This window comes from Roseateles sp. P2_H4 (assembly GCF_056403315.1).
This window is the reverse complement of the sequence record NZ_JBFUFR010000021.1, coordinates 68,954-94,764: the sequence shown is the minus strand read 5'-3', so window position 1 is coordinate 94,764 and position 25,811 is coordinate 68,954. Positions and strand designations below refer to the sequence as shown.

Annotated in this window: 23 protein-coding genes and 1 tRNA gene; 18 read left to right on the top strand and 6 right to left on the bottom strand. The window is 68.7% G+C overall.

Annotation, left to right across the window (positions count from 1 at the left end):
- Positions 1–46 precede the first annotated feature (46 nt).
- Both AC1DW3_RS17015 and AC1DW3_RS17010 read left to right on the top strand, forming a co-directional pair.
- The gene (locus AC1DW3_RS17015; protein WP_477932997.1) at positions 47–1,099 is read left to right on the top strand and encodes an alpha/beta fold hydrolase; all 1,053 of its coding nucleotides are present in this window, start codon (positions 47–49) and stop codon (positions 1,097–1,099) included.
- 111 nt (positions 1,100–1,210) lie between these two features.
- Entirely contained in the window at positions 1,211–1,693 is a 483-nt protein-coding gene (locus AC1DW3_RS17010) for a PaaI family thioesterase (protein WP_477932995.1), read from the top strand.
- 21 nt (positions 1,694–1,714) lie between these two features.
- On the opposite strand, the gene AC1DW3_RS17005 is transcribed toward AC1DW3_RS17010, so the two are convergent.
- Positions 1,715–2,353, bottom strand: a complete 639-nt coding sequence (locus AC1DW3_RS17005) for an FMN-binding negative transcriptional regulator (protein WP_477932993.1) — start codon at positions 2,351–2,353, stop codon at positions 1,715–1,717.
- Between the two features lie 100 nt (positions 2,354–2,453).
- On the opposite strand from AC1DW3_RS17005, the gene AC1DW3_RS17000 reads away from it, so the two are divergent.
- The 4 genes from AC1DW3_RS17000 to AC1DW3_RS16985 all read left to right on the top strand — a co-directional run bounded on the left by AC1DW3_RS17000 (position 2,454) and on the right by AC1DW3_RS16985 (position 6,157).
- Positions 2,454–3,365 (top strand): LysR family transcriptional regulator, encoded by a 912-nt coding sequence (locus AC1DW3_RS17000; protein ID WP_477932991.1) that lies wholly within the window; start codon positions 2,454–2,456, stop codon positions 3,363–3,365.
- A 97-nt stretch (positions 3,366–3,462) separates the two neighbouring features.
- Positions 3,463–4,785, top strand: coding sequence for an NTP/NDP exchange transporter (locus tag AC1DW3_RS16995; RefSeq protein ID WP_477932989.1), 1,323 nt, complete (start codon positions 3,463–3,465; stop codon positions 4,783–4,785).
- Positions 4,782–5,888 (top strand): NAD-dependent epimerase/dehydratase family protein, encoded by a 1,107-nt coding sequence (locus AC1DW3_RS16990; RefSeq protein ID WP_477932988.1) that lies wholly within the window; start codon positions 4,782–4,784, stop codon positions 5,886–5,888. Before AC1DW3_RS16995 ends, AC1DW3_RS16990 begins: the two co-directional genes overlap by 4 nt.
- Positions 5,889–5,944: 56 nt before the next feature.
- Complete coding sequence (locus AC1DW3_RS16985) at positions 5,945–6,157, top strand: hypothetical protein (protein WP_477932986.1); 213 nt, start codon at positions 5,945–5,947, stop codon at positions 6,155–6,157.
- A gap of 19 nt (positions 6,158–6,176) precedes the next feature.
- Here AC1DW3_RS16985 and AC1DW3_RS16980 read toward each other — a convergent pair whose 3' ends face one another.
- On the bottom strand, positions 6,177–6,743 hold the full coding sequence (locus tag AC1DW3_RS16980) for a hypothetical protein (protein ID WP_477932984.1): 567 nt from the start codon (positions 6,741–6,743) through the stop codon (positions 6,177–6,179).
- Complete coding sequence (locus tag AC1DW3_RS16975) at positions 6,740–7,645, bottom strand: HDOD domain-containing protein (protein WP_477932982.1); 906 nt, start codon at positions 7,643–7,645, stop codon at positions 6,740–6,742. The genes AC1DW3_RS16980 and AC1DW3_RS16975 overlap by 4 nt, the downstream gene beginning before the upstream one ends.
- A 75-nt stretch (positions 7,646–7,720) precedes the next feature.
- On the opposite strand from AC1DW3_RS16975, the gene AC1DW3_RS16970 reads away from it, so the two are divergent.
- Positions 7,721–8,395 (top strand): transglutaminase-like cysteine peptidase, encoded by a 675-nt coding sequence (locus tag AC1DW3_RS16970; RefSeq protein ID WP_477932980.1) that lies wholly within the window; start codon positions 7,721–7,723, stop codon positions 8,393–8,395.
- Between the two features lie 13 nt (positions 8,396–8,408).
- On the top strand, positions 8,409–10,328 hold the full coding sequence (locus AC1DW3_RS16965) for an EAL domain-containing protein (protein WP_477932978.1): 1,920 nt from the start codon (positions 8,409–8,411) through the stop codon (positions 10,326–10,328).
- Positions 10,329–10,939: 611 nt separating this feature from the next.
- Here the strand turns inward: AC1DW3_RS16965 and AC1DW3_RS16960 are convergent.
- From AC1DW3_RS16960 to AC1DW3_RS16950, 3 genes are all read right to left on the bottom strand, one after another.
- On the bottom strand, positions 10,940–13,183 hold the full coding sequence (locus AC1DW3_RS16960; RefSeq protein WP_477932976.1) for a TonB-dependent receptor plug domain-containing protein: 2,244 nt from the start codon (positions 13,181–13,183) through the stop codon (positions 10,940–10,942).
- A gap of 62 nt (positions 13,184–13,245) precedes the next feature.
- The gene (locus AC1DW3_RS16955; protein ID WP_477932974.1) at positions 13,246–13,695 is read right to left on the bottom strand and encodes a group I truncated hemoglobin; all 450 of its coding nucleotides are present in this window, start codon (positions 13,693–13,695) and stop codon (positions 13,246–13,248) included.
- Between the two features lie 10 nt (positions 13,696–13,705).
- Positions 13,706–14,599, bottom strand: coding sequence for a DUF3034 family protein (locus AC1DW3_RS16950; protein ID WP_477932972.1), 894 nt, complete (start codon positions 14,597–14,599; stop codon positions 13,706–13,708).
- A gap of 115 nt (positions 14,600–14,714) precedes the next feature.
- Between AC1DW3_RS16950 and apbC the strand changes: the two genes are divergently transcribed.
- The 10 genes from apbC to AC1DW3_RS16900 all read left to right on the top strand — a co-directional run bounded on the left by apbC (position 14,715) and on the right by AC1DW3_RS16900 (position 25,797).
- Positions 14,715–15,809, top strand: a complete 1,095-nt coding sequence (apbC, locus tag AC1DW3_RS16945) for an iron-sulfur cluster carrier protein ApbC (protein WP_477932970.1) — start codon at positions 14,715–14,717, stop codon at positions 15,807–15,809.
- A 145-nt stretch (positions 15,810–15,954) separates the two neighbouring features.
- Complete coding sequence (fdnG, locus tag AC1DW3_RS16940) at positions 15,955–19,026, top strand: formate dehydrogenase-N subunit alpha (RefSeq protein ID WP_477932968.1); 3,072 nt, start codon at positions 15,955–15,957, stop codon at positions 19,024–19,026.
- A 1-nt stretch (position 19,027) separates the two neighbouring features.
- Entirely contained in the window at positions 19,028–19,954 is a 927-nt protein-coding gene (gene fdxH / locus AC1DW3_RS16935; RefSeq protein WP_477932966.1) for a formate dehydrogenase subunit beta, read from the top strand.
- A 12-nt stretch (positions 19,955–19,966) separates the two neighbouring features.
- Complete coding sequence (locus AC1DW3_RS16930) at positions 19,967–20,593, top strand: formate dehydrogenase subunit gamma (RefSeq protein WP_477932964.1); 627 nt, start codon at positions 19,967–19,969, stop codon at positions 20,591–20,593.
- Positions 20,580–21,578 (top strand): formate dehydrogenase accessory protein FdhE, encoded by a 999-nt coding sequence (gene fdhE / locus AC1DW3_RS16925; RefSeq protein ID WP_477932963.1) that lies wholly within the window; start codon positions 20,580–20,582, stop codon positions 21,576–21,578. The genes AC1DW3_RS16930 and fdhE overlap by 14 nt, the downstream gene beginning before the upstream one ends.
- Positions 21,578–23,002, top strand: a complete 1,425-nt coding sequence (selA, locus tag AC1DW3_RS16920; RefSeq protein ID WP_477932961.1) for an L-seryl-tRNA(Sec) selenium transferase — start codon at positions 21,578–21,580, stop codon at positions 23,000–23,002. The genes fdhE and selA overlap by 1 nt, the downstream gene beginning before the upstream one ends.
- Complete coding sequence (selB, locus tag AC1DW3_RS16915) at positions 22,999–24,867, top strand: selenocysteine-specific translation elongation factor (protein WP_477932959.1); 1,869 nt, start codon at positions 22,999–23,001, stop codon at positions 24,865–24,867. The genes selA and selB overlap by 4 nt, the downstream gene beginning before the upstream one ends.
- Positions 24,868–24,871: 4 nt before the next feature.
- Positions 24,872–24,967, top strand: a tRNA-Sec gene (locus AC1DW3_RS16910).
- 12 nt (positions 24,968–24,979) lie between these two features.
- Positions 24,980–25,420, top strand: a complete 441-nt coding sequence (locus AC1DW3_RS16905; protein ID WP_477932957.1) for a glycine cleavage system protein H — start codon at positions 24,980–24,982, stop codon at positions 25,418–25,420.
- Positions 25,417–25,797, top strand: a complete 381-nt coding sequence (locus tag AC1DW3_RS16900) for a DsrE family protein (RefSeq protein ID WP_477932955.1) — start codon at positions 25,417–25,419, stop codon at positions 25,795–25,797. Before AC1DW3_RS16905 ends, AC1DW3_RS16900 begins: the two co-directional genes overlap by 4 nt.
- Positions 25,798–25,811: the final 14 nt, after the last annotated feature.

Below are 25,811 nucleotides of genomic sequence, written 5' to 3'. Positions count from 1 at the left end.
GGGACAAAGCCTAGACTGGCCCCTTCCCATCCGCCGGGAGTGCGTCGTGCCGCCCAGCCGCGAGATCCGTTTTTGCACCAGCGCCGATGGCGTCCAGATCGCCACGGCCGCCCAGGGTGAAGGGCCTCCACTGCTGCGTGCGGCCACCTGGTTGTCGCATTTGGATCGTGCTCCCGCCGGCATGTTGTATCCGGCGTTGACCGAGGTCTTCTCGGCCAGCCATCGCTACATCGAATACGACACCCGCGGCAGCGGCCTGTCGCAGCGCCGCGTCGACGAYATCTCCTTCGACGCCTGGGTGAGTGATCTGGAGGCCGTCGCGGACGCCCACGGGCTCGAACGCTTCGTGCTGCTGGCCTTCACCTGCGCAGCCGGCGTCGCCGTGGAATACGCCGCTCGCCATCCCGAGCGCGTCAGCCACCTGATTCTCTACGGCGGCTACGCGACCTCCTACTACAGCACCAGCCACCCCGACCCGGGCGTGCGCCGCGAGGGGGACATGCTCGCGCAGGTCGCCGAGGTCGGCTGGGGTGCGGCGAGCCCGGTGTTCCGTCAGGTCTTCGTTTCCAAATTCATGCCCGGCGCAACGCCCGAGCAGCAGCGCGTTTTCGGCCAGTTGCAGCGCGATTCGGCCACGCCGGAAGTCGCGGCGCGCTACCTGAGGGCGATGTATTGGCTCAACGTCAAGGCCGCCGCGGCGCGCGTGCGCTGCCCGACGCTGGTGCTGCATGCCCGTGGTGACCAGATGGTCCGCTTCGAGCAGGGGCGCCGGCTGGCGGCCTTGATTCCCGGTGCGGTTTTCGCGCCGCTGGACAGCGACAACCACGTGCCCTTCGCCTCCGAGCCTGCCTTCACGCAGATGGTGGACCGCATCCAGGGCTTCATCGGCACGCCGCTGCCGCGGCCGACGCTGACGCCCCGCCAGCTCACCGTGCTGCGTGCCGTGGCCGGTGGCCAGACCGACAAGCAGATCGCCCAGGCCCTACAGCTGAGTCCGCGCACCGTCGAGATGCATGTGTCGGGCGCGCTGCGCGCCCTGGGCTGCAAGACGCGGGCCGAGGCCGTGCATCACGCCGGCCAGCAGCGGCTGTTGCACTGAGACGGCACGGTCCCACTACCGTGTTCGCCGCTGCCCCGGGCCGTAGTTGGCCGAGATGCGCCGCGCGGCCTGGCGGGCCAGACTGGGCCATCGCTTTTTGGGGAGCCCACGATGGAAGCCGATCTCGACGACGGTCCCGCGCTGCAGGATGTGCTGCAGGTGCATTGCTATGGCTGCGGCGCGCTGAATGCGCGTGGCCTGCAGATCAAGAGCCGCTGGCTGGGGGACGAACTGGTCTGCCGCTGGCAGCCCGGGCCCCAGCACATCGGCTATCCGGGCTATGTCTTTGGCGGCACCATCGCCTCCGTCGTCGATTGCCATGCCGTCTGGGCGGCATTGGCCCGGTATTGCCGCGACAACGGCCATGACCTCGCAGCCGGCCCGCCGACCCAGACCTTCGTCACGGCCTCGCTGTCCATCAGTTTCCTGAAGCCGGCGCGCAGCAGTCAGGCGCTTGAGCTGCGCGCCTCGGTGCGCGAGGCCTCAGGCCGCAAGTACGCCGTCGTCTGCACGGTCGAGAGCGCAGGCCAGGTCTGCGCGCAGGCCGAAGTCCTTGTCGTGGCCGTGCCGGCGGAGAGGCTGCAGGCGGCCTAGGCGAAGCGCGCTGCTTCGCGTTCATCTGGCCTCTTGCAGCAACTCCTCGTGGCGACGCATTGCCGCGGCCAGCTCATGGTTGCCGTAGCGGGACAGGCCGGCATAGGCGTCGGCCCGCGCGTCGGCCGGATCACCCTGGCCCAGCTTGAACTGGGCGCGGGTGTCGAGGATGCGGGCACTGAAGGGCACGATGTACTGGGCCAGCTGTTCCAGCCGCGGCCCCATCTCGGCCGGCTGCCAGGGCTTGGGGAAGGGCGCTTCGACATGGGCGCTCAACAGATCCAGTGCACGCAGCAGTTGCTCCGGGCTGTCCTCGATGCGGACATCCAGCTCGAACTGGACGAATTCGTAGTTCCACGTCGGTGCATAGCGGCGGTTGCTCATCCAGCTGCTGGCGATATAGCCCTGCGCACCGGTGAAGCTGGCCAGCGCCCGCGGCTGGCGCTGCAGCATGGCGAACTGCGGGTTGCGGCGGGACAGATGGCCGATCAGATGGGCTTCGCCGCTGGCCGCATCGCGCTGCAGGATCAGCGGCAGCGGCGTGGCCAGCATGCGGCCTTCATCGGCGCTGACCAGGGTGGCCAGCGGAAAGTCGGCCACCACGCGGTCGATCTCGCCCGGGTTGGCGGGCTGGAAGGGCAGCTGTTCGTACATCGACATGGCGGGTTTTCTTGTGGTGCTGGGAAGGCCTTCAGTCTAGGAAGTGGCCGAGCCGTAAAAATGAGCAAATTTGCAAATCTTCATTGCAAAATTGCTGGCCATGACAGCCTCCGCCATCAACGACCTGAACTGGGACGACCTGCGCCTGTTGCAGCTGATTGCCCAGCACGGCGGCCTGGCCAAGGCGGCCGGTGCGGGCGGCTTGAGCCATGCCACGCTGTTCCGGCGGCTGCGCGCGCTGGAGCAGAAGCTGGACCTGCGGCTGTTCGAGCGCCTGCGCGGTGGCTATGTGGCCACGCGGGCCGGCGCCGAGCTGGTCGAGCTGTCGCGCCGCATGGGGCGTGAGCTGCATGTCGTGACCGAGAGCCTGCGCGGGCGCCAGGCCTGGCCGGGCGGGCTCTTGAGGGTGGGCGCGGCCGACACCTGGATGCAGGACCTGCTGCCGCCGCTGCTGGCCAGCTACCAGGCCCGGCATCAGGTCCAGCTGCAGGTGCGCAGCGGCAATGCGCTGCTGGACGTGCAGCAGGGCGAGACCGATGTCGCGCTGCGCTCCGGTGGTCCGCCGCCGGAGTCGCTGGTGGGGCGGCGCCTGGCGAAGGTCGAGGCGACGGTCTATGCGTCCCGCAGGCTGGGCGGGGTCAGCGCCGACACGCTGGACCTGCAGCCCTGGGTGGGCGTCGACGATGAGCTGGCCCACCTGGCCTCGGCGCGCTGGCTGGAAAGCCAGGGCCTGGGCCGCCAGGTGGCGGTGCGCACCAACAGCCTGGCCCAGGTGCGCCAGCTGGTGCGCGCCGGCATGGGCCTGGGCGCCTTGCCCTGCTATCTCGGCGATGCCGACCCCGAGCTGAAGCGCGTGTTCGACCCCCCGCGCGACTGGCGCAGCGAGCTGTGGCTGCTGACTCGCGTCGAGCTGCGCCAGGTGCCGCGCGTCAAGCAGCTGTTCGAGCATCTTTACCAAGGCACGCGCGCCCTGGTGCCGTTGATCGAGGGGCGCAACCCGCAACCTGGCTGACGCCACCCATGCCGTGTGTCACGGACGGGTTTTGCCTGCATGGGTTTTCCCGCCGTGACGAATCGCCGCGGGAGTCCAGCGGTGCGCCAATCGCGCCATGACGGCGCTGACCTCGAGACTGCAACGACTGGTGCTGCTGCGCCCTGGCGAGGGCCGCGCGCTGCTGTGGGCGGCCGGCTACTTCTTCTTCCTGCTGCTGAGCCTGTATCTGCTGCGGCCGGTGCGCGAGGCCATGGGCATTGCGCGCGGCGCCGACTGGCTGCCCTGGCTGATGACGACGACGCTGGTCGTCATGCTCGTCGTCAACCCGATCTATGCGGCCCTGGTGTCGCGCCTGCCGCGCAGACGCTTCATCCCCTTGGTGGCGCATTTCTTCGCGGTCAACCTGCTGGTGTTCGCCGCGCTCTTCCAGGCGCTGCCAGCGCATGGGGGCAGCCTGCTGGGATACGCGTTCTACGTGTGGCTGAGCGTGTTCAACCTCTTTGTGGTGTCGGTGTTCTGGAGCCTGATGGCCGACGTGTTCACCGAGGACCAGGGCAAGCGCCTGTTCGGCATGATCTCCATGGGCGGCACGCTGGGAGCGGTCGTCGGTGCTGCGGTGACCGAGGTGGCCAGCAGTGGCAGCTGGGGTTTCAAGCTGCCGGTCGCCGGCCTGATGCTGCTGGCCGTGCTGGGCCTGGAGCTGGCGGTGTTCTTCATGCTGCGCCTGGCCCGGCACTTCAAGCTGTCGTCGGGCGAAGGCCAGCAGGCGCGTGAACCGGGCCCGGACTTCAAGGCCGGGCTGAGCGCCATTGCCGGTTCACGCTATCTGCAGCTGATCTGCGCCTACATGCTGCTGTTCACCATCGCCTCGACCTTCCTCTATCTGATGCAAGGCGACATCGTGGCCAAGAGCTTTGCGAGCCCAGCCGAGCGCACGGCAGCCTTTGCCAAGCTGGACTTCTGGACCAATGTGCTGACACTGACCGTGCAGCTGCTGCTGACGAGCCGGCTGCTGCGCGGCATCGGCGTGTCCGGCGTGCTGCTGGTGCTGCCGCTGCTGACGACCGTGGGCTTCGGCGCGCTGGCGCTGTGGCCCAGCTTCCTGGCGCTGGCCCTGGTGCAGGTGCTGCGCCGCGGCATCCACTACGCCGTGGACCGGCCGGCGCGCGAGATCCTCTACATCCCGCTGGGGCCGGAGGAACGCTACAAGTCCAAGGCCTTCATCGACACCTTCGTCTTCCGCGGCGGCGACTTCCTCGGCGTCTGGGCGCCGACGCTGTTTGCCGCGCTGCTGGTGCCGGTCTCGCTCGCGGCGCTGGGCTGTGCCGGCGCCTGGGTCGCCATCGCGGGCTGGCTGGGCCGGCTCGTCAACCGTCGTCATCGCGAGCACGCCGAAGCCGCGCCGCTGCCCTTCCATCACAAGGAGACTCTCACATGAAGATCACCGTCTCACGCCGACAGGTCCTGCAGATGAGCACCACCCTGCTTCCCGGCGCCGCCTTCGCGGCGGCCGCGCCCGCGCCCAAGCGCATCCTCATCCTCGGCGGCACCGGCTTCCTCGGCCCGGCCATCGTCGAGGCGGCCGAGAAGCGCGGCCACACGCTGACGCTGTTCAACCGCGGCAAGACGCGGCCCGGCCTCTTCCCGCACATCGAGAAGCGCCAGGGCGACCGCGACCCGCTGAAGGGTGAAGGCATCAAGTCGCTGGAGACCGGCGAATGGGACGCCGTCATCGACGACTCGGGCTACTACCCGCGCATGGTCGGCGCCTCGGCCCAGCTGCTGGCGCCGCGGGTCAAGCAGTACATCTACATCTCCAGCATCAGCGCCTACAAGGAACCCAGCCCGATCAACGGCGACGAGAGCGCGCCGCTGGCCGTTCTGGCCGACCCCAAGGTCGAGGAGATGGGCAAGAACTTCGAGAACTACGGCGGGCTCAAGGCCGCCTGCGAAGCCGCCGCCGAAGCCGCGCTGCCCGGGCGTACGACGGTCGTGCGCCCGGGCTTCATCGTCGGCCCCGACGACCCGACGGGCCGCTTCACCTACTGGCCAGCGCGCTTCGACAAGGGCGGCGAGGTCGCCGTGCCCGGCGCGCCGACCGACCCGCTGCAGCTCATCGACGTGCGCGACCTGGCCGAGTGGCTGGTGCTGATGGTGGAGAACCGCACCATCGGCAGCTTCAACGGCCTCGGGCCCGAGAAGGCGATGACCTGGGGGCGGGTCATCGCCGCTTGCCAGAAGGCCACGCCCAATCCCAGCACCATCACCTGGATCCCGGGTGAGTTCGTCGCCAAGCAGGAGGGCATCGATTTCCCGATCTGGGCGCCCTATGCGGGTGACACCAAGGGCTTCCACACCTGGCAGAACGGCCGCGCCGTGAAGGCCGGCCTGCGCTTCCGGCCCGTCGAGCAGACGGTGGCAGAGACCCTGGCCTGGTACCAGGGCCAGCTGAAGGAGGAGAAGGGCCGCACCCGCATGGCCTTCACGCCCGAGCAGGAAGCCGAGATGCTGAAGCGCTGGAAGGCGGCCAAGGCCGGCTGACGGCCTGCGGGCTAACGTCAATCCTTGCGGGTGGAGGCTGTCGCGACAATGGCGGCATGACCTTTTTCTACTGGTTCATGGCGCTCGTGATGGCTGCCACCCTGTTCCCTTCGGCCCTCTACATGGGCATCTACGTCTTTACCGGGGCCGACGAGGCCCTGCATCGCGCGCGCAAGTTCTGGACCTTCCTGCGCCTCTTCACGCTGCTGGGCTTCAACCTGATGCTCTGGGGCCACGTCGTCGTCGCGGCCTGGCAGCTGTTCCACTGACGCCCGCAGTCGCGGCCCGTCAGAAGCGCGACGGATACATGCCCGGGCAGTTGGCCGTGCCGAAGCGGTCCACCGGCATGCGAAAACGCATGCCCACGCGCAACTGCTTCCAGTGCTCGGGGTCGAGGCGGCAGACCCAGGCGTGGTCCTCGCGGTCGCGCAGTTCGATCTCGAAGTAGGCCTCGCGCTGGCCCAGGCGCTCGCTGCCGGGCTGGCCGGGTGGGGCCATGCGCAGCGGCGGCCGCGGCCAGTCGGGGCGGTCGTCCGGGCCGCCCTCGTTCTTGATGATCCAGCTGCGGCGCCAGGCGAGCAGGTTGTAGCGGCAATGCTCGCTGGGCTCTGCGCGCTTGCCGGTCGGGTCGGCGATGGTGCGGCGGCTGATGTCGAAGGCGCCCTCGGGCAGCTCGTCGCACCAGTCGGAGCCGCTCTCGGAGCGCAGCCGCTCGACGATGATTTCCATGCGCCAGCTGCGCTTGGTCAGCTCGACGGCGACGCCGGAGGGGCCGAACACCCACCAGGCCAGCGTCAGCGCCGTCCCCACCACCATGATGGCGAGGACGACGACGCGCAGGCGGAGGGCTTTCACGCGGCGTCGAACTGCGCGGTGATGGCCTCTTCCCACTGGGCCAGCTCGTCCCAGCCGATGTGCAGCCAAGCCATCGCGGCCTGGTGGTGGCCGGCCCAGTCGGCGTCCTCGGGCAGGCCCTCGTGGCGGCGCATCAAGTGCTCGGCAATGAGACCAGCCGCCATCAGTGTGTGGATCTCGGGCTCGATGCCGTCGTGGCCCAGGGCCGTGAAGTCGTGGTGCAGGCGGATGGCGGCCATCAGCGGCGCCGGCAGGTTCCAGACCCGCACGACCAGGGCGCCGACGACGGCATGGTCGGTCTTGTGATTGGCGTTCTCGGTGGCGATATAGGGGCGGTCGATGCGCGCGCCGGCCTCCACCATGGTGGCCGCATAGCCGCGCACGCTTTGCATCAGCACGGGCATGCCGACATGCAGGAAGAGGCCGAAGCTGTGCGCCAGGTCGGGCGACAACCCCGGCAACTGCTGGGCAATGATGGCCATGGCGATGGCGCGCTTGGTGCTGCGTTCCCAGAAGCGCGCCAGCTGCGGCGCGTTGACGGGGATGGCGTGCTGGGCCAGGAAGCCCGTCATGACGRCCACGCTCTCGCGCAGGCCGATGCGCGTCATGGCCTGGCCGACGGTGGTGCAGGGCAGGCCGACGGGCTTGAACAAGGGGCCGTTGGCGATGCGCAGCAGCGTGGCAGCCATGGCCACGTCGCTGGAGGCGATGCGGCCGACGAGGTTGAGGTCGGGCTCGGGCTGGCTCATGGCCTGCTGGAGCTGGGCCAGCAGTTCGGGGCAGGGCGGGATCTGGATCTGCTGCAGGGGACCACGGCGGCGCGACTGGTCGAGGTCGTCGCGGATCTGCTGCGCCCGTGCGACGGGAGCGCGCGGGGCGTGGGAAGGTGCCGGGTTCTGCATAGCCAAAAATCTTAGAGGCGCTTCGGGCGCGTGCCGGCCGGGTACAGTGAATTCAATCGCAGCCCGCCGTCAATCTTGCCCACTTCCCCGCCCCGTGTCGCTTTTGCCCCCCGCCCGCGCCGGTGGTGGCTGGCCGCCCTGGTGGCGGGCCCGGTGCTGGCCTTGGCGGCCTATGACGCGTCCCGCGTGCTGGAAGCCGCAGCCGCCCGCGGCCCCCGCGTCGTCGAGCAGGCCCAGGCCCTGGTGCAGCAGATCGAGCGCAGTGGCACGGCCGAGGAGCTGCAGCGGCTCAAGGACATCAACGATTTCTTCAACCGCCGTCTGGCCTTCAAGGACGATGCCGTCGTCTGGAACCTGCCGGACTACTGGGCCTCGCCGCTGGAAAGCCTGGAAAAGCGCGCCGGCGACTGCGAGGACTACGCCATCGCCAAATACTTCGGCCTGGCGGCCACGGGCGTGCCGACGGCCAAGCTGCGCATGGTCTATGTGCGGGCGCGGCTGCAGGGCCAGTCGCTGGCGCACATGGTGCTGGCCTACTATGCCCAGCCGGGCGCCGAGCCGCTGATTTTGGACAACCTGCGGCCCGAGGTGCTGCCCGCGTCGCAGCGGACCGACCTGACGCCAGTGTTCAGTTTCAATACCGAGGGCTTGTGGCAGGGCGTGGGCCAGGTGACGGCGGGCGACCCGCTGGCACGGCTGTCGCTGTGGCGCGAACTGGTGGCCAAGGTCAGGGCAGAAGGGTTTCTGTAATGGGGAGTGAGACATGTCGTTGATGCGGCAGATCGCCTGGCTGGTGCTGGGCGTGGTGCTGGCCGCGCTGGTGGGCGCGGTCGGCCTGTCCGCGGTCTCGGCGCGCCAGCTGATGCTCACCCAGCTGGAGCTGAAGAACGCCGACAACGCGCAGGCGCTGGCGCTGGCGCTGTCTCAACAGCGGGGTGACCGTGAGCTCATCAAGCTGCTGGTGTCGGCCCAGTTCGACACCGGCGCCTACGAGTTCGTGCGCTGGCGCAGTGCCACAGGCGAGACCCTGTTCGAGCGCGCCGAGGCGCCGCGCCCCGGCCAGGCGCCGGCCTGGTTCCGCGCCATGCTGCCCATCGAAGCCGCGGCCGGCGTGGCCCAGCTGTCCAACGGCTGGAATGCCATCGGCGCCGTCGAGCTGAAGAGCCATTCCAGCTATGCCCATGACACGCTGTGGATCACCTCGCGTCGGCTGCTGGCGTGGTTGCTCATCGTCGGCATCGTGGCGGYCGTACTGGCCTGGGCGGGCCTCAGGCGCATCCGCCGCCCGCTGGACGCCGCCGTGGCCCAGGCCGAGGGCGTGCTGTCGGGCAGCTATGGCCAGGTCGTCGAGCCGCGCGTGCCCGAGCTGCAGCGCCTCACCCGCGCCATGAACGCCATGGTGCAGCGCGTGCGCGATCTCTTCGAAGCCCAGGCCGGCCAGCTGCTGGTGCTGCGCGAGCAGGTCCACCACGACCCGCTGACCGGCGTGTCCACCCGCAAGCATTTCCTGGCCGAGCTGGACGCCGCGCTGCGCCGCGACGACGGCCCGGCCGTGGCTGGTCTCGTGCTCGTGCGCCTGCGTGATCTGTCCGGCCTGAACGCCCGCCTGGGCCGTGGCGCCGTCGACGACGTGCTGTTGACCGTTGTGTCGGCCTTGCAGGCCTATCCGGAGTCTGTCGCTGGCTGCCGCGTTGGCCGAATGAACGGTGGCGACTTCGCCTTGTGGCTGCCGGCCGAGGGCGTGGCCGCCGAGACGGCCCACGCCTTGGCTGACGCGCTGCGCGCCAGCCTGCCGGCCTTCGGGCCCGGCGTGCAGGTGGCCCTGGGTGCCATCGAGCTGCCGCGCGAACGGCCGAGCAGCGTCTGGCTGGGCGAGGCCGATGCGGCCCTGGCCCGCGCCGAACACCAGAGCGAGGCGCGTGGCGGCTTCGTCGTCGAGATCGTGGCCGACCCTGGCGTCGGTCGCGAGCAGGGCGAAGGCCTGTGGCGGGCCCAGCTGCAGGAGGCTGTCAGCCAGCAGCGTGGTCGCTTGATCGAATTCCCGGTGCGCGACCGGGGCGGCCGTGTGCTGCATCTGGAATGTCCGTTGCAGCTTAAGCTCGATGAAGACTTCCAGCCGGCCGCGGCCTGGCTGCCTTTCGCGGTGCGTGCACGCATGACGGCCCAGGTCGACTTGCTCGCCGTGGATCTGGCCCTGCGGGCGATCGCGGCCGATGGCCAGGCGCGCTGCATCAATGTGGCGCCCGTGTCGCTGGCCGATGCTGCGTTTCTGCCGCAGTTGCGTGAGCTGCTGGCGCAATGGCCGCAGCCTGCGCGTGCCCTGCTGCTGGACCTGGCCGAGGCGGCGGCGACCGAGCATTTCGAGCGGCTGCTGGAGTTTGGGCGTCAGCTGAGGCCGCTCGGCGTCAAGCTGGGGCTGGAGCATGCCGGGGCTGGGTTGGCGCAGGTCGAGAAGCTCTATCAGGCCGGGCTGGACTACGTGAAGCTGGACGCCTCGGTGCTGCTGGGCGTGGCCGGCGAGGCGGGGCGGGCGGCGTTTGTGCGGGGCATGGTGATCATGCTGAGGAGCCTGGCGCTGAAGGTCTACGGCGAGGGCGTGGTCGACGAGATGGATGCGCAGGCGTTGTGGGACTGTGAGCTGGATGGGCTGACGGGGCCGTGGGTGACTTCGAGTTTGGGCTGATTGGTGATTGGGTTGGTTGCCTTTGCGTAGAGCGTGTCTGCTCGATGCATTGCCGGGAGTCCGTCCCGGCGGCCGGGTAACTTTCTTCTGCGGGGCCAGAAGAAAGTCACCAAAGAAGAGGCCCTGAACCGCACACGACCGCGACGCCGCGAAGAGCGGCTCGCGAAAACAGCCAGCGGCATTGCGACAAGAAGCGAACCGCTGCGCTCTCGCACACGACTTGTGACGAGCCCGATGTATCGCACCAGCACCCCGTTCGACGCGCGGCTGCACGCCGGGCTCATCAGGAAATACCGAACAGCCGCGTCGCTCGGGCGACGCTGCATTGGGCTGTYYTGATGAGCMCGGCGTGCAGCCGGCGTTAACTGGCCTGAAGGTCCGATCGCTKGCGYTCTTCACAAGTCGTGTGCGAGAGCGCAGCGGTTCGCTTGTAGGCCCGSGGCTACTCCGAGCTTGCGAGCGCCTGATCCCGCTCGAGTGCGGATTGCATTAGCGCTCCTCTTTTGGTGACTTTTCTCTGGCGCGTCAGAGAAAAGTTACCCGCCCTCGCGGGGCGGATTCCCGCGGCACTGCACGCGAGTCATGAGGACCGCGGCAAAAGCAACCCAGCCTCAAATCTTCATCTCCCACCGCAGTTGCCACTGCGTATAGCTCGGCCCCCCACTGCGCGACGTGATCACCTGATCCCCAGTCGCGATGACCGTGCCATTGAAGTAGTCCATCGCCGACAGATTCGTCGCCGACAGTCGCAGTGACTGCTCGGTGTTGATGGCCCACAGTGCGAAGGCGTCCACCACCGCCTTGCGGCTGGCCGTGGTCTCGGTGATCAGCGTCTGCTGGATGGTGGTCGATGGCGTCCAGTTCAACGAGGCGCCCAGCGTCAGTGGCAAAGACCGCAGCCGGTAGTCAGCCCCCAGGTTGGCCGTCCCTTTGGGCTGGCCGTCGATGTGGTTGTTCGGCCCCGGAATGCCTTCCACCTTCGACGTGAAGACGCTGAAGTTGCTGCGCACATTGATGGGCAGCGCGTCCTCGAAATACTCATCCAGGCGGAAGCGCGCTTCCAGCTCGACGCCGGCGGTGGAGGCCTTGCCGATGTTCTGCGGCCGCGCCACCCAGCGTTGGGTGGCGGCCCAGGGCACGGTCTCCAGCGCCGTCACGGTGCGCATCAGGTTGCTGATGCGACGGGCGAAGAAATTGGCGCTGAGCAGGCCGCCCTTGACCAGGTAGTGCTCATAGCCAATCTCGAAGCCGGTCGCCAGTTCGGGCTTGAGGTCGGGGTTGCCGGCGCGGTCGGGCGTGTTGGCCTGGTGGGGCACCTGGCTGTTGATCGTCGGCCGCGCGATCAGGTCCTGCAGCTGCGGGCTGCGATAGCTGCGCGTGAGACTCGCGCGGATCATGTCGCGGCCCTTGTCGTCGAGCTTGTAGCGGGCATGCGCCAGCGGCGTGAAGACGCTGGACTTGTTGCGCGCGTCATAGCTCGCCGCGCTGGACTTGGTGGTGATGCCTTCCCAGCGCAGGCCGGCGTAGAAGTCCCATTGCTTGCCGACATTCCACTCGTCCTGGGCATAGGCGGCGACGCGCGTGGACGAGGCATCGAGGTCGTCGCCGAAATCGTCCAGCCCAGGTTGAGGCAAGCCGTTGACCAGCGTGACGCGGTTGGTGTGCCGCGTCGTGCCTTCGCCCTCGATGCCGGAGACCAGGCTGTGGTCGCCGCCGAGGTTGTGCGACAGCTTGGCCAGTGCGCTCCAGCTGCTGTCGCGGCTGGTGTTGTCGTCCTGCTGCAGCCGCGAGGCCGCGCCGGCCAGACTTTCCTGGCGCAGGCTGTGGCTCTCGCCACGGGCACGGCCGAGGCCACCGCGCGCTTCGACGCGGGTGTCGGCGCTGAGCTTGCTTTGCCACTGGGCGTTCAGCCGTGCCATCGTGAAGCGGTTGTCGCCGTCGGTGTCGGCCTGGTCGAAGAAGCCGGGCGGCTTGACGGCAGGCGTGGGTGTCGTCGTCTGCAGCAGCTGGGAGTTGCTGCTGGACTTGGTCGACACGATGAAGGGCTGGATGGCCAGGCTGTCGGTCGCGTTGAGCTTGAACTGCACTCGGCCGGTCAGGTTCAGCGCCGTGCGCTCATCAGAAGTCCGCCCGCGCGAGGTCAGCAGACTGTCGCTGTTGGTGGCGACCGTGTGCGTCAGCGTGTCGTTGATGATGTTGTCGATGCGCTCGCCATGCAGGGCATTGACGGTCAGGTTGTAGGCGTGACCCTCGCCGAAGTTGTCGTTGCGCGTCCAGCTGATGCCGGGGCTGATCTTGCCGCGCTCGGTCGCGAAGCCGGCGCGGAACTCGTTGAGGCGTTTTTTGAGCGCCTCGCGCAGCACGACGTTGATGGTGCCGGCCACGGCGCGCGTGCCGTATTCGGCGGTGGGTGCGCGCAGCACCTCGATGCGCTCGACCTGCTCGGGCGGAAGCTGGTCCAGCGAGAAGCCGGGCGGCATGCGCTCGCCGTTGACGAGGATCTGCGTGTAGCCGCCGCCCATGCCGCGCATGCGGATGTCGCCACCGCGGCCGGGACGGCCGCCGGTCGTCACGCCGGGCAGGCGCTTGATCATCTCGCCCAGCGTCGAGTCACCGTATTTCTCGATCTCCTCGCGCGTGATGACGATCTTGCTGGCCGTCGAGGCCTTGCGGATGGATTCATCACTGGCGGTGCCGCTGATCTCGACGCGCTTGAGCTGCTCGGACTTGGCGGCAGGTTTGGTCGCAGGCGCGGAGGCTGCTGCTTCGGGCGGGGCGGGGCGAGTCTGGGCGACGGCGGCGAAGCTGCCGCAGGCCACCAGCATGGCGGCCGCGGAAACACGGGTGAGTTGCATGGCCGGCAGTTTGCCGCGCCACCCGGGCTGGCTTGTGGCCGAGTCGTTAACGAAAGCTTTCTTTACCGAGACTGCTGCGAATCACTCACCGACGTGACGATTTCGCGGTGCATGGGCGCCAGGCGCGCCAGCATGCCGTTCTGCGCGCTGAAGGGAATGCCCTTGGCGTCCATGGCCTGCTGCAGGATTTCCACCAGCGCATTGAAGTCGCGCCGGGCGATGTCCAGGTCCTGGTGCACCAGCTTCATCGGTGCGCCCTTGTAGACACAGGGGCCACCGGCTTCCTGGCAGAGCTGCTCGGTGAGTTGCGTGGCCAGGTTCTCGCGGTTGGTGGTCTTGAAGAAGGGGGCCGTGCGCGGGTCGGCGACCAGCCGCGGCACGAAGTCGTCCATGACGGCGCGGATGCCGGCCTTGCCGCCCCAGGCCTGGTAGATGCTGTCGTTGGCTGGTGGCGTCTGCGCAAAGGCGCAAACGCTGGCAAGCAGCAGGAAGGCAAGGGCGACAGGGCGCATGGTGATTCCTTCAGAGCGCAAATTGCGCCGACAGATAGCTGCCCGTCTGGCGCCTGGGCTGCACGGCCGGCGCGATGCGGCCCAGGTCCACCCAGGCCGCGGTCAGCGAGAAGTGCTTGCTGGGCGCCCAGGCGATGAAGACGTCCTTCCAGTCGTCTTCCTTCAGCGCGCCGGCGCCGAGGATGGAGTTGTTCAGGTTGTTGGGCTTGGCGCGGAACTCGACCCCGATGGCGAGGTCCTTGCGCAGCAGCTTGGCGATCGAGAACTCCGGCTGCAGCCGCAAGCCCTTGCCCTGGGCGCCGCCAAAGCCGAGCAGGCCGTTCTGGTTGGCCTTGGTGGCGCGCAGCGTCAGGTTGACGAGCACGCCGTCGGCCAGGAACAGCTTGGTGGCGCTGGCGTAGAAATCGGTGCCCGAGTCTTTGGCGCCCAGCGGGCCGAAGAGGGTGGGGCCGAGGTTGCCGGCATGGGTCCTCTTGTGTTCCAGGCCAATGGCGATCTGAGGCATCAGCGTGTCGCTGTCCAGCACGGCGTCGCCGGCGATGCGGACCTTGACGCCCAGGATGTCCTGTTTCAGGTGCAGGCCGTCCAGCCCCAGGGGGGCGAGGTTGCTCTCGGTGTCGAAGTCCTGCTTGGCCAGCGAGATCTCGACGCGGTCATGGAAGGCGACGGCCGCGCCATAGGTCAGCAGGCCGTAGTTGCCGGTCTTGGCGCGGGTGATGAAGGCGGTGGCGCCGACCTCGCCCGCCGTGGCGTAGCTGCCGGTCACCGCCCAGGGCGTCAGGCCACCGCCGGCCGCACCGTCGATGCTGGACACGCCGCCGGTCAGCAGCAGCTTGCCATTGGACTGGGCCAGGGCAGGGGCGCTGAGCAGGACAGTGGCAAGCAAAAGAACGGGACGGCGCATGAAATCTCCAACGGCAGTGCGAGGCCGCTTCACTCTACGCACAAACCCCGCCAACTGGATGCAAAAGCGCCGGCAGCTAGACTGCGCGCCCTGTTTCAGTGAACTCCTGCCGCCCATGACCGCGATCTCCGAAGCCACGCTGCGACCCCTGTTGCAAGCCGTCGTCGACCCCGGAACCGGCCGCGACCTGGGCGCGGCCAAAGCCATCAGGGCCGTTCAGGTCCAGGGCAGCGACGTCGCCGTCGAAGTCGAACTGGGCTATCCGGCGGCCAGCCAGCACCCGGCGTTACGTGCGGCCCTGGTGGCAGCGGCCAAGAGCCTGCCAGGCGTCGGCAATGTCAGCGTCGCCATCACGACCCAGGTCGTTGCCCATGCGGTGCAGCGCGGCGTGCAGCTGCTGCCGGGCGTCAAGAACATCATTGCCGTCGCCTCCGGCAAGGGCGGGGTGGGCAAGAGCACSACGGCCGCCAACCTGGCCCTGGCCCTGCATGCCGAAGGCGCCCGCGTCGGCGTGCTGGATGCCGACGTCTACGGCCCCAGCCAGCCGCTGATGCTGGGCGTCAGCGGCCGCCCCGAGACGCTCGACGGCAAGAACATGGAGCCGCATATCGCCCACGGCCTGCAGGTCAACTCCATCGGCTTCCTTGTCGAGGACGATCAGGCCATGATCTGGCGCGGCCCCATGGCCACGCAGGCCCTGGAGCAGTTGCTGCGCCAGACCCGCTGGCAGGAGCTGGACTACCTCGTCATCGACCTGCCGCCCGGCACCGGCGACATCCAGCTGACGCTGTCGCAGCGCGTGCCCGTCACCGGCGCCGTCATCGTCACGACACCCCAGGACATCGCGCTGATCGACGCCAAGAAGGGCCTGAAGATGTTCGAGAAGGTGGGCATTCCCATCCTCGGCATCGTCGAGAACATGGCCGTGCATATCTGCTCGAACTGCGGCCATGCCGAACATATCTTCGGGGCCGACGGCGGCCAGAAGATGGCGGCGCAGTACGGCACCGAGCTGCTCGCCGCGCTGCCGCTGGCCATGAGCATCCGCGCCCAGGCTGACTCCGGCACGCCGACCGTCGCCGCCGAGCCGGACGGCGAGGTGGCCGGGCTTTACAAGGCCCTGGCCCGCAAGGTCGCGGCCAAGATCGCCGCCCAGGGCAAGGACTACTCGGCCAAGTTCCCGAGCATCTCCATTTCCAAGACAACCTGATACCCGACTGATCCAGTCCACCAGGGTTGCCCTCCCTGGACAAGGGCTCTCCTTTGTGAAGAAATCACAGTGCGGTGGCCAACGATGGCTGCCCGTGTGATTCGTTCCTGCACAAGAGCGGGCGGTGCCCGCAGGAGACAGCCGAATGGACATGAACCGGAGGCAGTTCTTCCGGGTGAGCGGCGCGGGGCTGGCAGCGTCCAGCCTGGTGGCCCTGGGGTTCTCGCCGACGGCCGCCCTGGCCGAGGCGCGCAACTTCAAGCTCGCCCGGGCAACCGAGACCCGCAACACCTGCCCCTACTGCTCGGTGGGCTGCGGCGTCATCATGTATTCCCTGGGCGACAAGGCGAAGAACGTCACGTCGTCCATCATCCACATCGAGGGCGACCCTGACCACCCGGTCAACCGCGGCACCCTCTGCCCCAAGGGCGCCGGCCTGCTGGACTTCGTGCACAGCCCCAACCGGCTCAAGCACCCCGAGATTCGCGAGCCGGGCAGCAAGGAGTGGAAGCGCGTCGGCTGGGACGAGGCCATGGACCGCCTCGTCAAGTTGATGAAGGCCGACCGCGATGCCAACTTCGTCGCCCAGAACGCCGACGGCAAGACGGTGAACCGCTGGCTGACCACCGGCATGCTGTGTGCATCAGCCTCCTCCAACGAATCGGGCTACATCACCCACAAGGCGATGCGCTCGATGGGGATGCTGGTCTTCGACAACCAGGCGCGCGTTTGACACGCCCCGACGGTGGCCAGTCTGGCCCCGACGTTTGGGCGCGGTGCGATGACCAACCACTGGGTGGACATCAAGAACGCCGACCTCGTGCTCATCATGGGCGGCAATGCCGCCGAGGCCCACCCCTGCGGCTTCAAGTGGGTCATCGAGGCCAAGCACCACAACAAGGCCAAGCTCATCGTCGTCGACCCGCGCTTCACGCGCTCGGCCGCCATGAGCGACTACTACGCGCCCATTCGCGCGGGCGCTGACATCGCCTTCCTGGGTGGCGTCATCAACTATTTGCTGACCAACAACAAGATCCAGACCGAGTACGTCAAGGCCTACACCAACGCCAGTTTCATCGTCGGCGAGGACTACAAGTTCGAGGCCGGCATCTTCAGCGGCTACGACGAGGCCAAGCGCCGCTACGACAACAAGAGCTGGGGCTACGAGCTCGACGACAAGGGCTTTGCCAAGGTCGACCCGACGTTGGAACACCCGCGCTGCGTGCTCAACGTGATGAAGGCGCATTACTCGCGCTATTCGCCCGAGCAGGTCAGCAAGATCACCGGCACGCCCAAGGACAAGTTCCTCAAGGTCTGCGAAATGATCGCGGAGACCTCCAAGCCCAACAAGGTCATGACCATCATGTACGCCCTGGGCTGGACACAGCACAGCCAGGGCTCGCAGATGATCCGCACCGGCGCCCTCGTGCAGCTGCTGCTGGGCAATATCGGCCTGCCGGGCGGCGGCATGAATGCGCTGCGCGGCCACTCCAACATCCAGGGCCTGACCGACCTGGGCCTGCTCTCCACCTCGCTGACCGGCTATATGAGCCTGGCCCGCGACAGCGAGCAGGACCTCGAGACCTACTACAAGACCCGGGCGCTGAAGCCCCTGCGGCCAGGCCAGATGAGCTTCTGGCAGAACTACCCCAAGTTCTTCGTCAGCCAGCAAAAGGCCTGGTGGGGCAAGGCCGCCACGGCCGACAACGAATGGGCCTTCCACTACCTGCCCAAGTGGGACAAGGCCTATGACGTGCTGCAGGCCTTCGAGCTGATGGCCCAGGGCAAGCTCAACGGCTATATCTGCCAGGGCTTCAACCCGGTCGGCTCCTTCCCGAACAAGAAGAAGATCGTCGGTGGCCTGTCCAAGCTGAAGTACCTCGTCGTCATCGACCCGCTCAACACCGAGACGGCCGAGTTCTGGAAGAACTACGGCGAGCACAACGACGTGAGGAGCGAGGACATCCAGACAACGGTGTTCCGCTTCCCCAGCACCTGCTTCGCCGAGGAGGACGGGTCGCTGACCAACTCCGGCCGCTGGCTGCAATGGCACTGGAAGGGCGCCGAGCCCCCGGGCGAGGCCAAGGGCGACCCCGAGATCATTGCCCAGCTCTACACGCGCATGAAGGCGGCGTATGTGAAGGAGGGCGGCGCCTTCCCTGACGCCATCGTCAATCTGACCTGGCCCTATCTGCAGCCCACCAACCCCTCGGCCGAGGAGCTGGCCAAGGAGTACAACGGCAAGGCCCTGGCCGACGTCACCGACCCCAAGGACGCGACCAAGGTGCTGGCCAAGGCGGGCGAGCAGCTCAGCGGCTTCGGCCTGCTGCGCGATGACGGCAGCACGTCCAGCGGCTGCTGGATCTACGCCGGCGCCTGGACGCAGGCCGGCAACCAGATGGCCCGGCGCGACAACGCAGACCCCTATGGCATCGGCCAGACGCTGAACTGGGCCTGGGCCTGGCCGGCCAACCGGCGCGTGCTCTACAACGCCGCCTCCTGCGACCCGACCGGCAAGCCCTGGAACCCCAAGCGCAAGCTCGTCACCTGGAACGGCGAGCGCTGGGGCGGCTCCGACGTGCCCGACATCCGCCCCGACGCCAACCCGACGGATGCCGACGCGGTGCGGCCCTTCATCATGACGTCCGAGGGCGTGGCCCGCCTCTTCGCGCCCACCGGCATGGTGGACGGCCCGCTGCCCGAGCACTACGAGCCCTTCGAGACGCCGCTGGCCGCCAACCCCATGCATCCGGGCAACGCCAAGGCCAAGTCCAACCCGGCCGCGCGCGTCTTCAAGGGCGACATGGAGGCCTTCGGCACGCCCAAGGACTTCCCGTACGTGGCCACCAGCTACCGACTGACCGAGCACTTCCACTACTGGACCAAGAACGTGCTGACCTCGGCCGTGCTGCAGCCGCAGCAGTTCGTCGAGATCGGCGAGGAACTCGGCAAGGAGAAGGGCATCGCCAACGGCGACTGGGTCAAGGTGAGCAGCAACCGCGGCTTCATCAAGGCCGTGGCCGTCGTCACCAAGCGCATCGCGTCGCTGGACGTGGACGGCAAGCGCATCCACACCGTGGGCCTGCCCAACCACTGGGGCTTTGTCGGCGTGGCCAAGCCCGGCTATCTCGTCAACACGCTGACCCCCTTCGTGGGCGACGCGAACACGCAGACGCCGGAGTTCAAGAGCTTCACGGTCAATATCGAGAGGGCCTGAAATGTCATCACTTCAATCTCTCGATATCGCCAAGCGCTCCGCGACGACGACGCCGTCGACCCAGGCCCGCAAGCACGTCGCCGAGGTCGCCAAGCTCATCGACGTGTCCTCCTGCATAGGCTGCAAGGCCTGCCAGGTGGCCTGCATGCAGTGGAACGACCTGCGCGACGATGTCGGCGACAACCACGGCACCTACGACAACCCGCGCGACCTGACGCCCCAGAGCTGGACCGTCATGCGCTTCTCCGAGGTGGAGGTCGAGAAAGACAAGCTGGAATGGCTGATCCGCAAGGACGGCTGCATGCACTGCGAGGACCCGGGCTGCCTGAAGAGCTGCCCGGCGCCAGGCGCCATCGTCAAGTACACCAATGGCATCGTCGACTTCATCTCCGAGCACTGCATCGGCTGCGGCAACTGCGTGACCGGCTGCCCCTTCGATGTGCCGCGCATCAGCCAGGTCGACAGCAAGGCCTACAAGTGCAGCTTGTGCTCCGACCGCGTCGGCGTGGGCCTGGAACCGGCCTGCGCCAAGGCCTGCCCGACCGGCGCCATCCGCTTCGGCACCAAGGAGGACATGCTGGACTACGGCGCCGAGCGCATCGTCGACCTCAAGGAGCGCGGCTACGCCAACGCGGGCGTCTACGACCCGCCGGGCGTGGGCGGCACCCATGTCGTCTACGTGCTGCAGCATGCCGACAAGCCCGAGCTGTATCACGGCCTGCCGGCCGACCCCAAGATCAGCCCGCTGGTGTCGCTGTGGAAGGGCGTGGCCAAGCCGCTGGCCGTGGCGGCCATGATCGGCGCGGCGGTGGCCGGCTTCTTCCACTACACGCGTGTGGGACCCATCGAAGACCCGGACGATCCCGAAGCGGACCGCAACCTCGCCCGCAGCGATGCCCGCGACGATGTCGACCGCCCCACCGCCTGACAGGAGTGCACCATGGGAACCCGCCTTCTGCAGCGCTACAACGCTGGCGAGCGCACCAACCACTGGTTGATCGTGCTGTTCTTCCTCGGTGCCGGCCTGTCGGGCCTGGCCTTCTTCCACCCGGCCTTCTACTTCCTGACCGCTTTGTTCGGCGGTGGCACCTGGGCGCGCATCCTGCACCCCTTCATGGGCCTGGTGATGGCGCTGTGCTTCGTCGTCATGTTCATGAAGCTGTGGCGTCACAACCGCATGACGGACCTCGACAAGGAATGGATGAAGCACAGCGGCGACATGCTGCGCGGCGACAAGAGCCGCATGCCTCCGGTCGGCCGCTACAACGCGGGCCAGAAGGCGGTGTTCTGGGCCATGGCCATCAGCCTGTTTGTGCTGGTGCTGACCGGCTTCATCTTCTGGCAGCCCTGGTTCGCCAACAGCTTCCCCATCATTGCGCGGCGCATCGCCGTCGTGCTGCACGCGCTGTCGGCCACGGTGCTGATCCTGACCGTCATCGTGCACGTCTACGCGGCCATCTGGGTCAGGGGCACGCTGCGGGCGATGACGCGCGGCACGGTCACCGAGGGCTGGGCGCGTCAGAATCACGCGCTGTGGCATCGCGAAATGACCAATGACCGTCAGTAGCACCCAGAAGATCCTCAGCCCGGAAGAGATCGCCGTTCGCGCCGGCGAGCAACTGAGCTTTCTGCACCTGCCCGAGCCCGGCGTGTTTGCCGATCGCGCGCTGCGCCTGCGTGCGCTGGCCGACGGGCATGCCATGGGCGACTTCCTGCGCTTCGTCGCCGAGCTGGCCGACGCCCAGCACCGCGCACTGTCGGCCAAGGTCGCCGTGCCCCTGCCCACGCCGGACGACATCGACGCCGCCGCGCGTGACGGCGCGCCGCTGCTGCCGGCGGAAACCTGGCCGCGCGCCGCCGTCTGGCGCGACTCGCTGCGCGCCCTGCTGACCGACCTGGCCCGTGGCCTCGCTGACGGCCCCGCCAAGGCTGCCGCGCTGCAGCTCGCCGCCGCCAGCGATGAGCACCTGGAGACCCAGGCCGGCCGCCTGCTGTCCGGCGTCATGCTGGGGCTGGACCTGGCCAGCGCGCCCCTGATCGCTGCCGGCCTGCAGCTGCATTTCACGCGCCTCGTGCGGCAGACCTATGCCGAACACGCCGGCGCGCCCGTGCCGCCTTTCGGCCGCACCGACGACCCCACGCTCTGCCCCTGCTGCGGCTCCCACCCGGTCGCGTCGCTGGAGCGCCTGGGCGCCGAGGGTGCCCGCTACCTCGCCTGCGGCCTGTGCGCCACGCAATGGCATTACGTGCGCATCAAGTGCACGCATTGCCAGAGCACCAAGGGCATCTCACTGCAAAGCCTGGTCGCGGCCGACGACGCCTCGACCACCGCCGACGCCGTCGTGCAGGCCGAGTGCTGCAGCGAGTGCGGCCACTACCTGAAGCTCATGCACCCGGCACGCGACAACGGCGTCGAACCCGTCGCCGACGACCTCGCCAGCCTGACGCTGGATCTGCTGGTGGGCGAGGCCGGCCTGCACCCCCACGGCGTCAACCTGCTGCTGCTGCTCGGCGAGCCGGACGAGGCACCACCACCCGGACGAGAGCACTGATGGCCGCGCCCGACGAATCCGTGGTCCACGGTTCCAAGGCAAGTCCCAAAGACCTCCCGGCCCTGGACAGATTGCTGCGCGAAGCCGCGCCGCTGGTGGCCGAGCATGGCCACACGCTGGTGGCCAAGGAGGCGAGGGCGCTGCTTGAAGCGCTGCGCACCCAGGCCCTGGCCGGCGCGTTGACCCGCTCAGACCTGGACGGCCTGCCCGCCGCACTCGCCGCCCGCGTGCAGGCGCGCATGCAGCCCGCCATGCGCGCCGTGCTCAACCTGACCGGCACCGTCATCCACACCAACCTCGGCCGCTCCCTGCTGGCCGACGCTGCGCTGCAGCAGGTGCTGGCGCTGATGGGTTCGCCCAACAACCTCGAATTCGACCTCGCCGCGGGTGCCCGCGGTGACCGCGACGAGCTGATCGAAGGCCTGCTATGCGAGTTGACCGGCGCCGAGGCCGCCACCGTCGTCAACAACAACGCGGCCGCAGTGCTGCTGGGCATTGCGGCGCTGGCTGGCGGCAAGGAGGCCATCGTGTCGCGCGGCGAACTGGTCGAGATTGGCGGCGCCTTCCGCATGCCCGACGTCATGAGTGCGGCCGGCGCGACGCTCGTGGAAGTGGGCACCACCAACCGCACCCATCCACGCGACTACGAGCAGGCCATCACGCCGCGCACCGGTCTCATCGTCAAGGTGCACACCAGCAACTACCAGGTGCAGGGTTTCACGGCGTCGGTGGATGAGGCGACGCTGGCACCCATTGCGCACGCGGCCGGCCTGCCGCTGATGACCGACCTCGGCAGCGGCGCGCTGGTGGACCTGGCCGCCTACGGCCTGCCCGCCGAGCCGCTGCCCCAGGCCATGCTCGCGGCCGGCTGCGATGTCGTGACCTTCAGCGGCGACAAGCTGCTGGGCGGCCCGCAGGCCGGCCTCATCGTCGGCAGCCGCGCGGCGGTCGGCAGGATCCGCAAGTTCCCGATGAAGCGCGCGCTGCGCCTGTCCAAGCTGCCCTTCGCGGCACTGGAGGCCACGCTGCGGCTCTATCTGCGGCCCGAAAGGCTGGCGCAGGACCTGCCCACACTGCGCCTGTTGACGAGGTCCCGGGAACAGATTGCCATGCTGGCCCAACGCCTGCTGCCCGAGGTCGCCGCCGCCGTGGCGCCGCGCTTCACTGTCGAGACCATGGCGCTGCAAAGCCAGATCGGCTCCGGCTCACTCCCTGTCGAGCGTCTGCCCTCGGCCGGCCTGGCAATCAGCGCGGTCGACGGCCGCGGCCGCACGCTTGAAGCGCTGGCCACCGCGCTGCGCGAGCTGCCCCGCCCGCTCATCGGCCGCGTGCAAGACAACCGCATGGTGCTGGACCTGCGCTGCCTCGAAGAACCCGCGCTGCTGACCTCGCAGCTGGCCGTGTTGAAGGAGTCCTTGGCTTGATTGTCGGAACCGCCGGCCATATCGACCACGGCAAGACCACGCTCGTGCGTGCGCTGACGGGCGTGGACACGGACCGCCTGCCCGAGGAAAAGGCGCGTGGCATCAGCATCGAGCTGGGCTATGCCTATCTCGATGTGCCGAACCACGATGAACGGATTGGCTTCATCGACGTGCCCGGACACGAGAAGCTGGTGCACACCATGCTGGCCGGCGCCAGCGGCATCGACTTCGCTTTGCTGCTGGTCGCGGCCGATGACGGTGTCATGCCGCAGACGCGTGAGCACCTGGCCGTGTTGAGCTTGCTCGGCCTGACCCGCGGCGCCGTCGTCATCACCAAGGCCGACCGCGCCGAGTCTGCCCGTATCGCGGCGCTGCAGGAGGAGGTGAGGGCGTTGCTTGCCGGCACGGGCCTGGACGCCGCGCCCATCCTGGCCGTGTCCGCGCCCACAGGCCAGGGCCTGGCTGAACTGCGCGAGCTGCTGTTCAGCGCCGCCCGCCAACTGCCGGCGCGCGCCTCGCAACCCCTCGCTTCCCGCCTCGCCGTGGACCGCGCCTTCAGCCTCGACGGCGTCGGCACCGTCGTCACCGGCACGCTGCACGCCGGCGAGATCGCCGTCGGCGACGAACTCGTCATCCAGGGTCACCGCGCCCGCGTGCGCAGCCTGCATGCGCAGAACCAGGCCGTCGAGCGCGCCCAGGCCGGCCAGCGCTGCGCCGTCGCCCTTGCCGGACTGGCCAAGGAAGATGCGCCGCGTGGCCAGTGGCTGACCGCGCCGGCCGTGGCGCTGGCCACCGAACGCCTCGACGCGCGGCTGACGCTGTGGCCCGGCGAGGCCAAGCCGTTGCGCTCGGGCACGCGCGTGCACATGCACCTGGGCGCTCAGGCCGTCATGGCCAGCGTGGCCGTGCTGGACGGCGAAGCCATCGCGCCCGGCGGCTCGGCCCGCGTGCAGCTCATCTGCCATGCGCCCGTCGGTGCCTGGCGCGGCGACCGCCTGGTGCTGCGCGACGCCGGCGCCAGCCGCACCATCGCCGGTGGCATCGTGCTCGATCCCTTTGCGCCCGTGCGCTACCGCCGCACGCCCGAGCGGCTTGCCGAACTCGCGGCCTGCGAGCTGCCTACCGCCGGGCAACGCCGCGAGCGGCTGCTGGCGTTGTCGTCCCTCGGGCTGGACCTGGCCCGCTTTGCGCAGGCTGAAGGCCTGGCCGAGCCGCTGGACGGCTGGGCCCTGGGCAGCGAGGCCAGCGCGGCGCTGACGAGCAGGCTGCTCATCGCGCTGGCCGACTTCCATTTGAAGTCGCCCGACGAACTCGGCCCCGACGCTGCCCGCCTGCGCCGCCTCGTCGCGCCGCGCCTCGCCGAGCCCCTGTGGCGCCAGCTGCTGGCCGAGCTGCGCGCCGGCGGCCGCATCGCCCAGCGCGGCGCCTTCGTGCATCTGCCCGAGCATGGCGTGCAGCTATCCGCTATCGAGGAGCGCATCGCGCAGAAGATCGCGCCTCGCCTGGCCGCCGCCGGCGCGGAAGGCGCCTGGGCCCGCGACCTTGCCAAGGACTGCGCCGAGCCCGAGCCGCTGGTGCGCGCCACCCTTGCCCGCCTTGCCCAGCAGGGCGAGTTGCATCAGGTGGTGAAGGACCTCTACTGCGACACCGCGACGATGACGCGCCTTGCCGGCATCGCCCGCGACCTCGGCGCCGGGCAGGGCATGGTCACCGCCGCGGCCTTCCGCGACGCGACCGGCCTGGGCCGCAAGCGGGCCATCCAGCATCTGGAACATTTCGATCGCGTCGGCCTGCTGCGCCGCGTGGGTGACGAGCATCGGCTCCGGGCGGACAGCGGGCTGTTCGCCGAGGCGACGCACACATGAACATGGAAAGAGAACGACACCGGTGTGTCGGCCGGGCTTCAAACCCGGTGGGTGGCGCCACGCGCCGCCGGGTGGGTTCGACTCCCTCCTCTTTCCGCCATTGGGCCTGGCCATGCTGATCGCCGGCACCGAGATGCCCGAGGCGTTCTGGTACTGGGCGGCAGACCAGACCTGGGCCGAGCCGCTGCCCGGTGGCCATGTCCGCATCGGCATCACGGCGCTGGGCCTCAAGGCCTCGGGCGAGATCTATATGTGCCGGCCCAAGCCGGTTGGCAGCGAGGTCGAGCAGGGTCATTCCATCGCCGTCGTCGAACTGGCCAAGTCCATCTTGTCGGTGAAGTCGCCGCTGTCCGGTGTCGTCACCCGTGTGAACGAGGCACTGGATGAGCGCCCCGAGCTCATCCACCAATCGCCCTACGACCAGGGCTGGCTGGTCGAGCTGGCGCCCTCTCGGCTCGCCGAGGAGAAGGCCCGCCTCGCCATCGGCGCGGACGCCATCCGCGCGGCCCTGCAGCACTGGGCGTGGCTCAACCAGCTGGAGACTGGCCCATGAAGCGCGCCGGCCTGGCCATCCTGCTCTGGGCCGCGGACCCCGACGATCCGGTGCGGCTCGCCACGCCCTTCGCCCACGCCGCCGCTGCCGCCGCGCTGGAGCTGCAGGTCGAGGTCTATTTCTCGGCGCGAGCCGTGTTGCTGCTCAAGACCGGCGTGGCCGAGCAGCTGCGCGCCTCGGAGCGTTTCGACAAGACCATCGCCGACTGGATGAAGGACGCGCTGGACCACGGCGCGCGCTTCTACGCCTGCTCCGACGCCCTCGCGGCCCATGGCCTGACGCATGCCGACCTGATCCCCGCCGGCCGCCATCACGGCGGTGCTGTCCAATACGCCTCCCGCGCCGCCCACTCCGCGTGGGCCACCCTCGTGTTCTAACCCTCTCAGGAGAT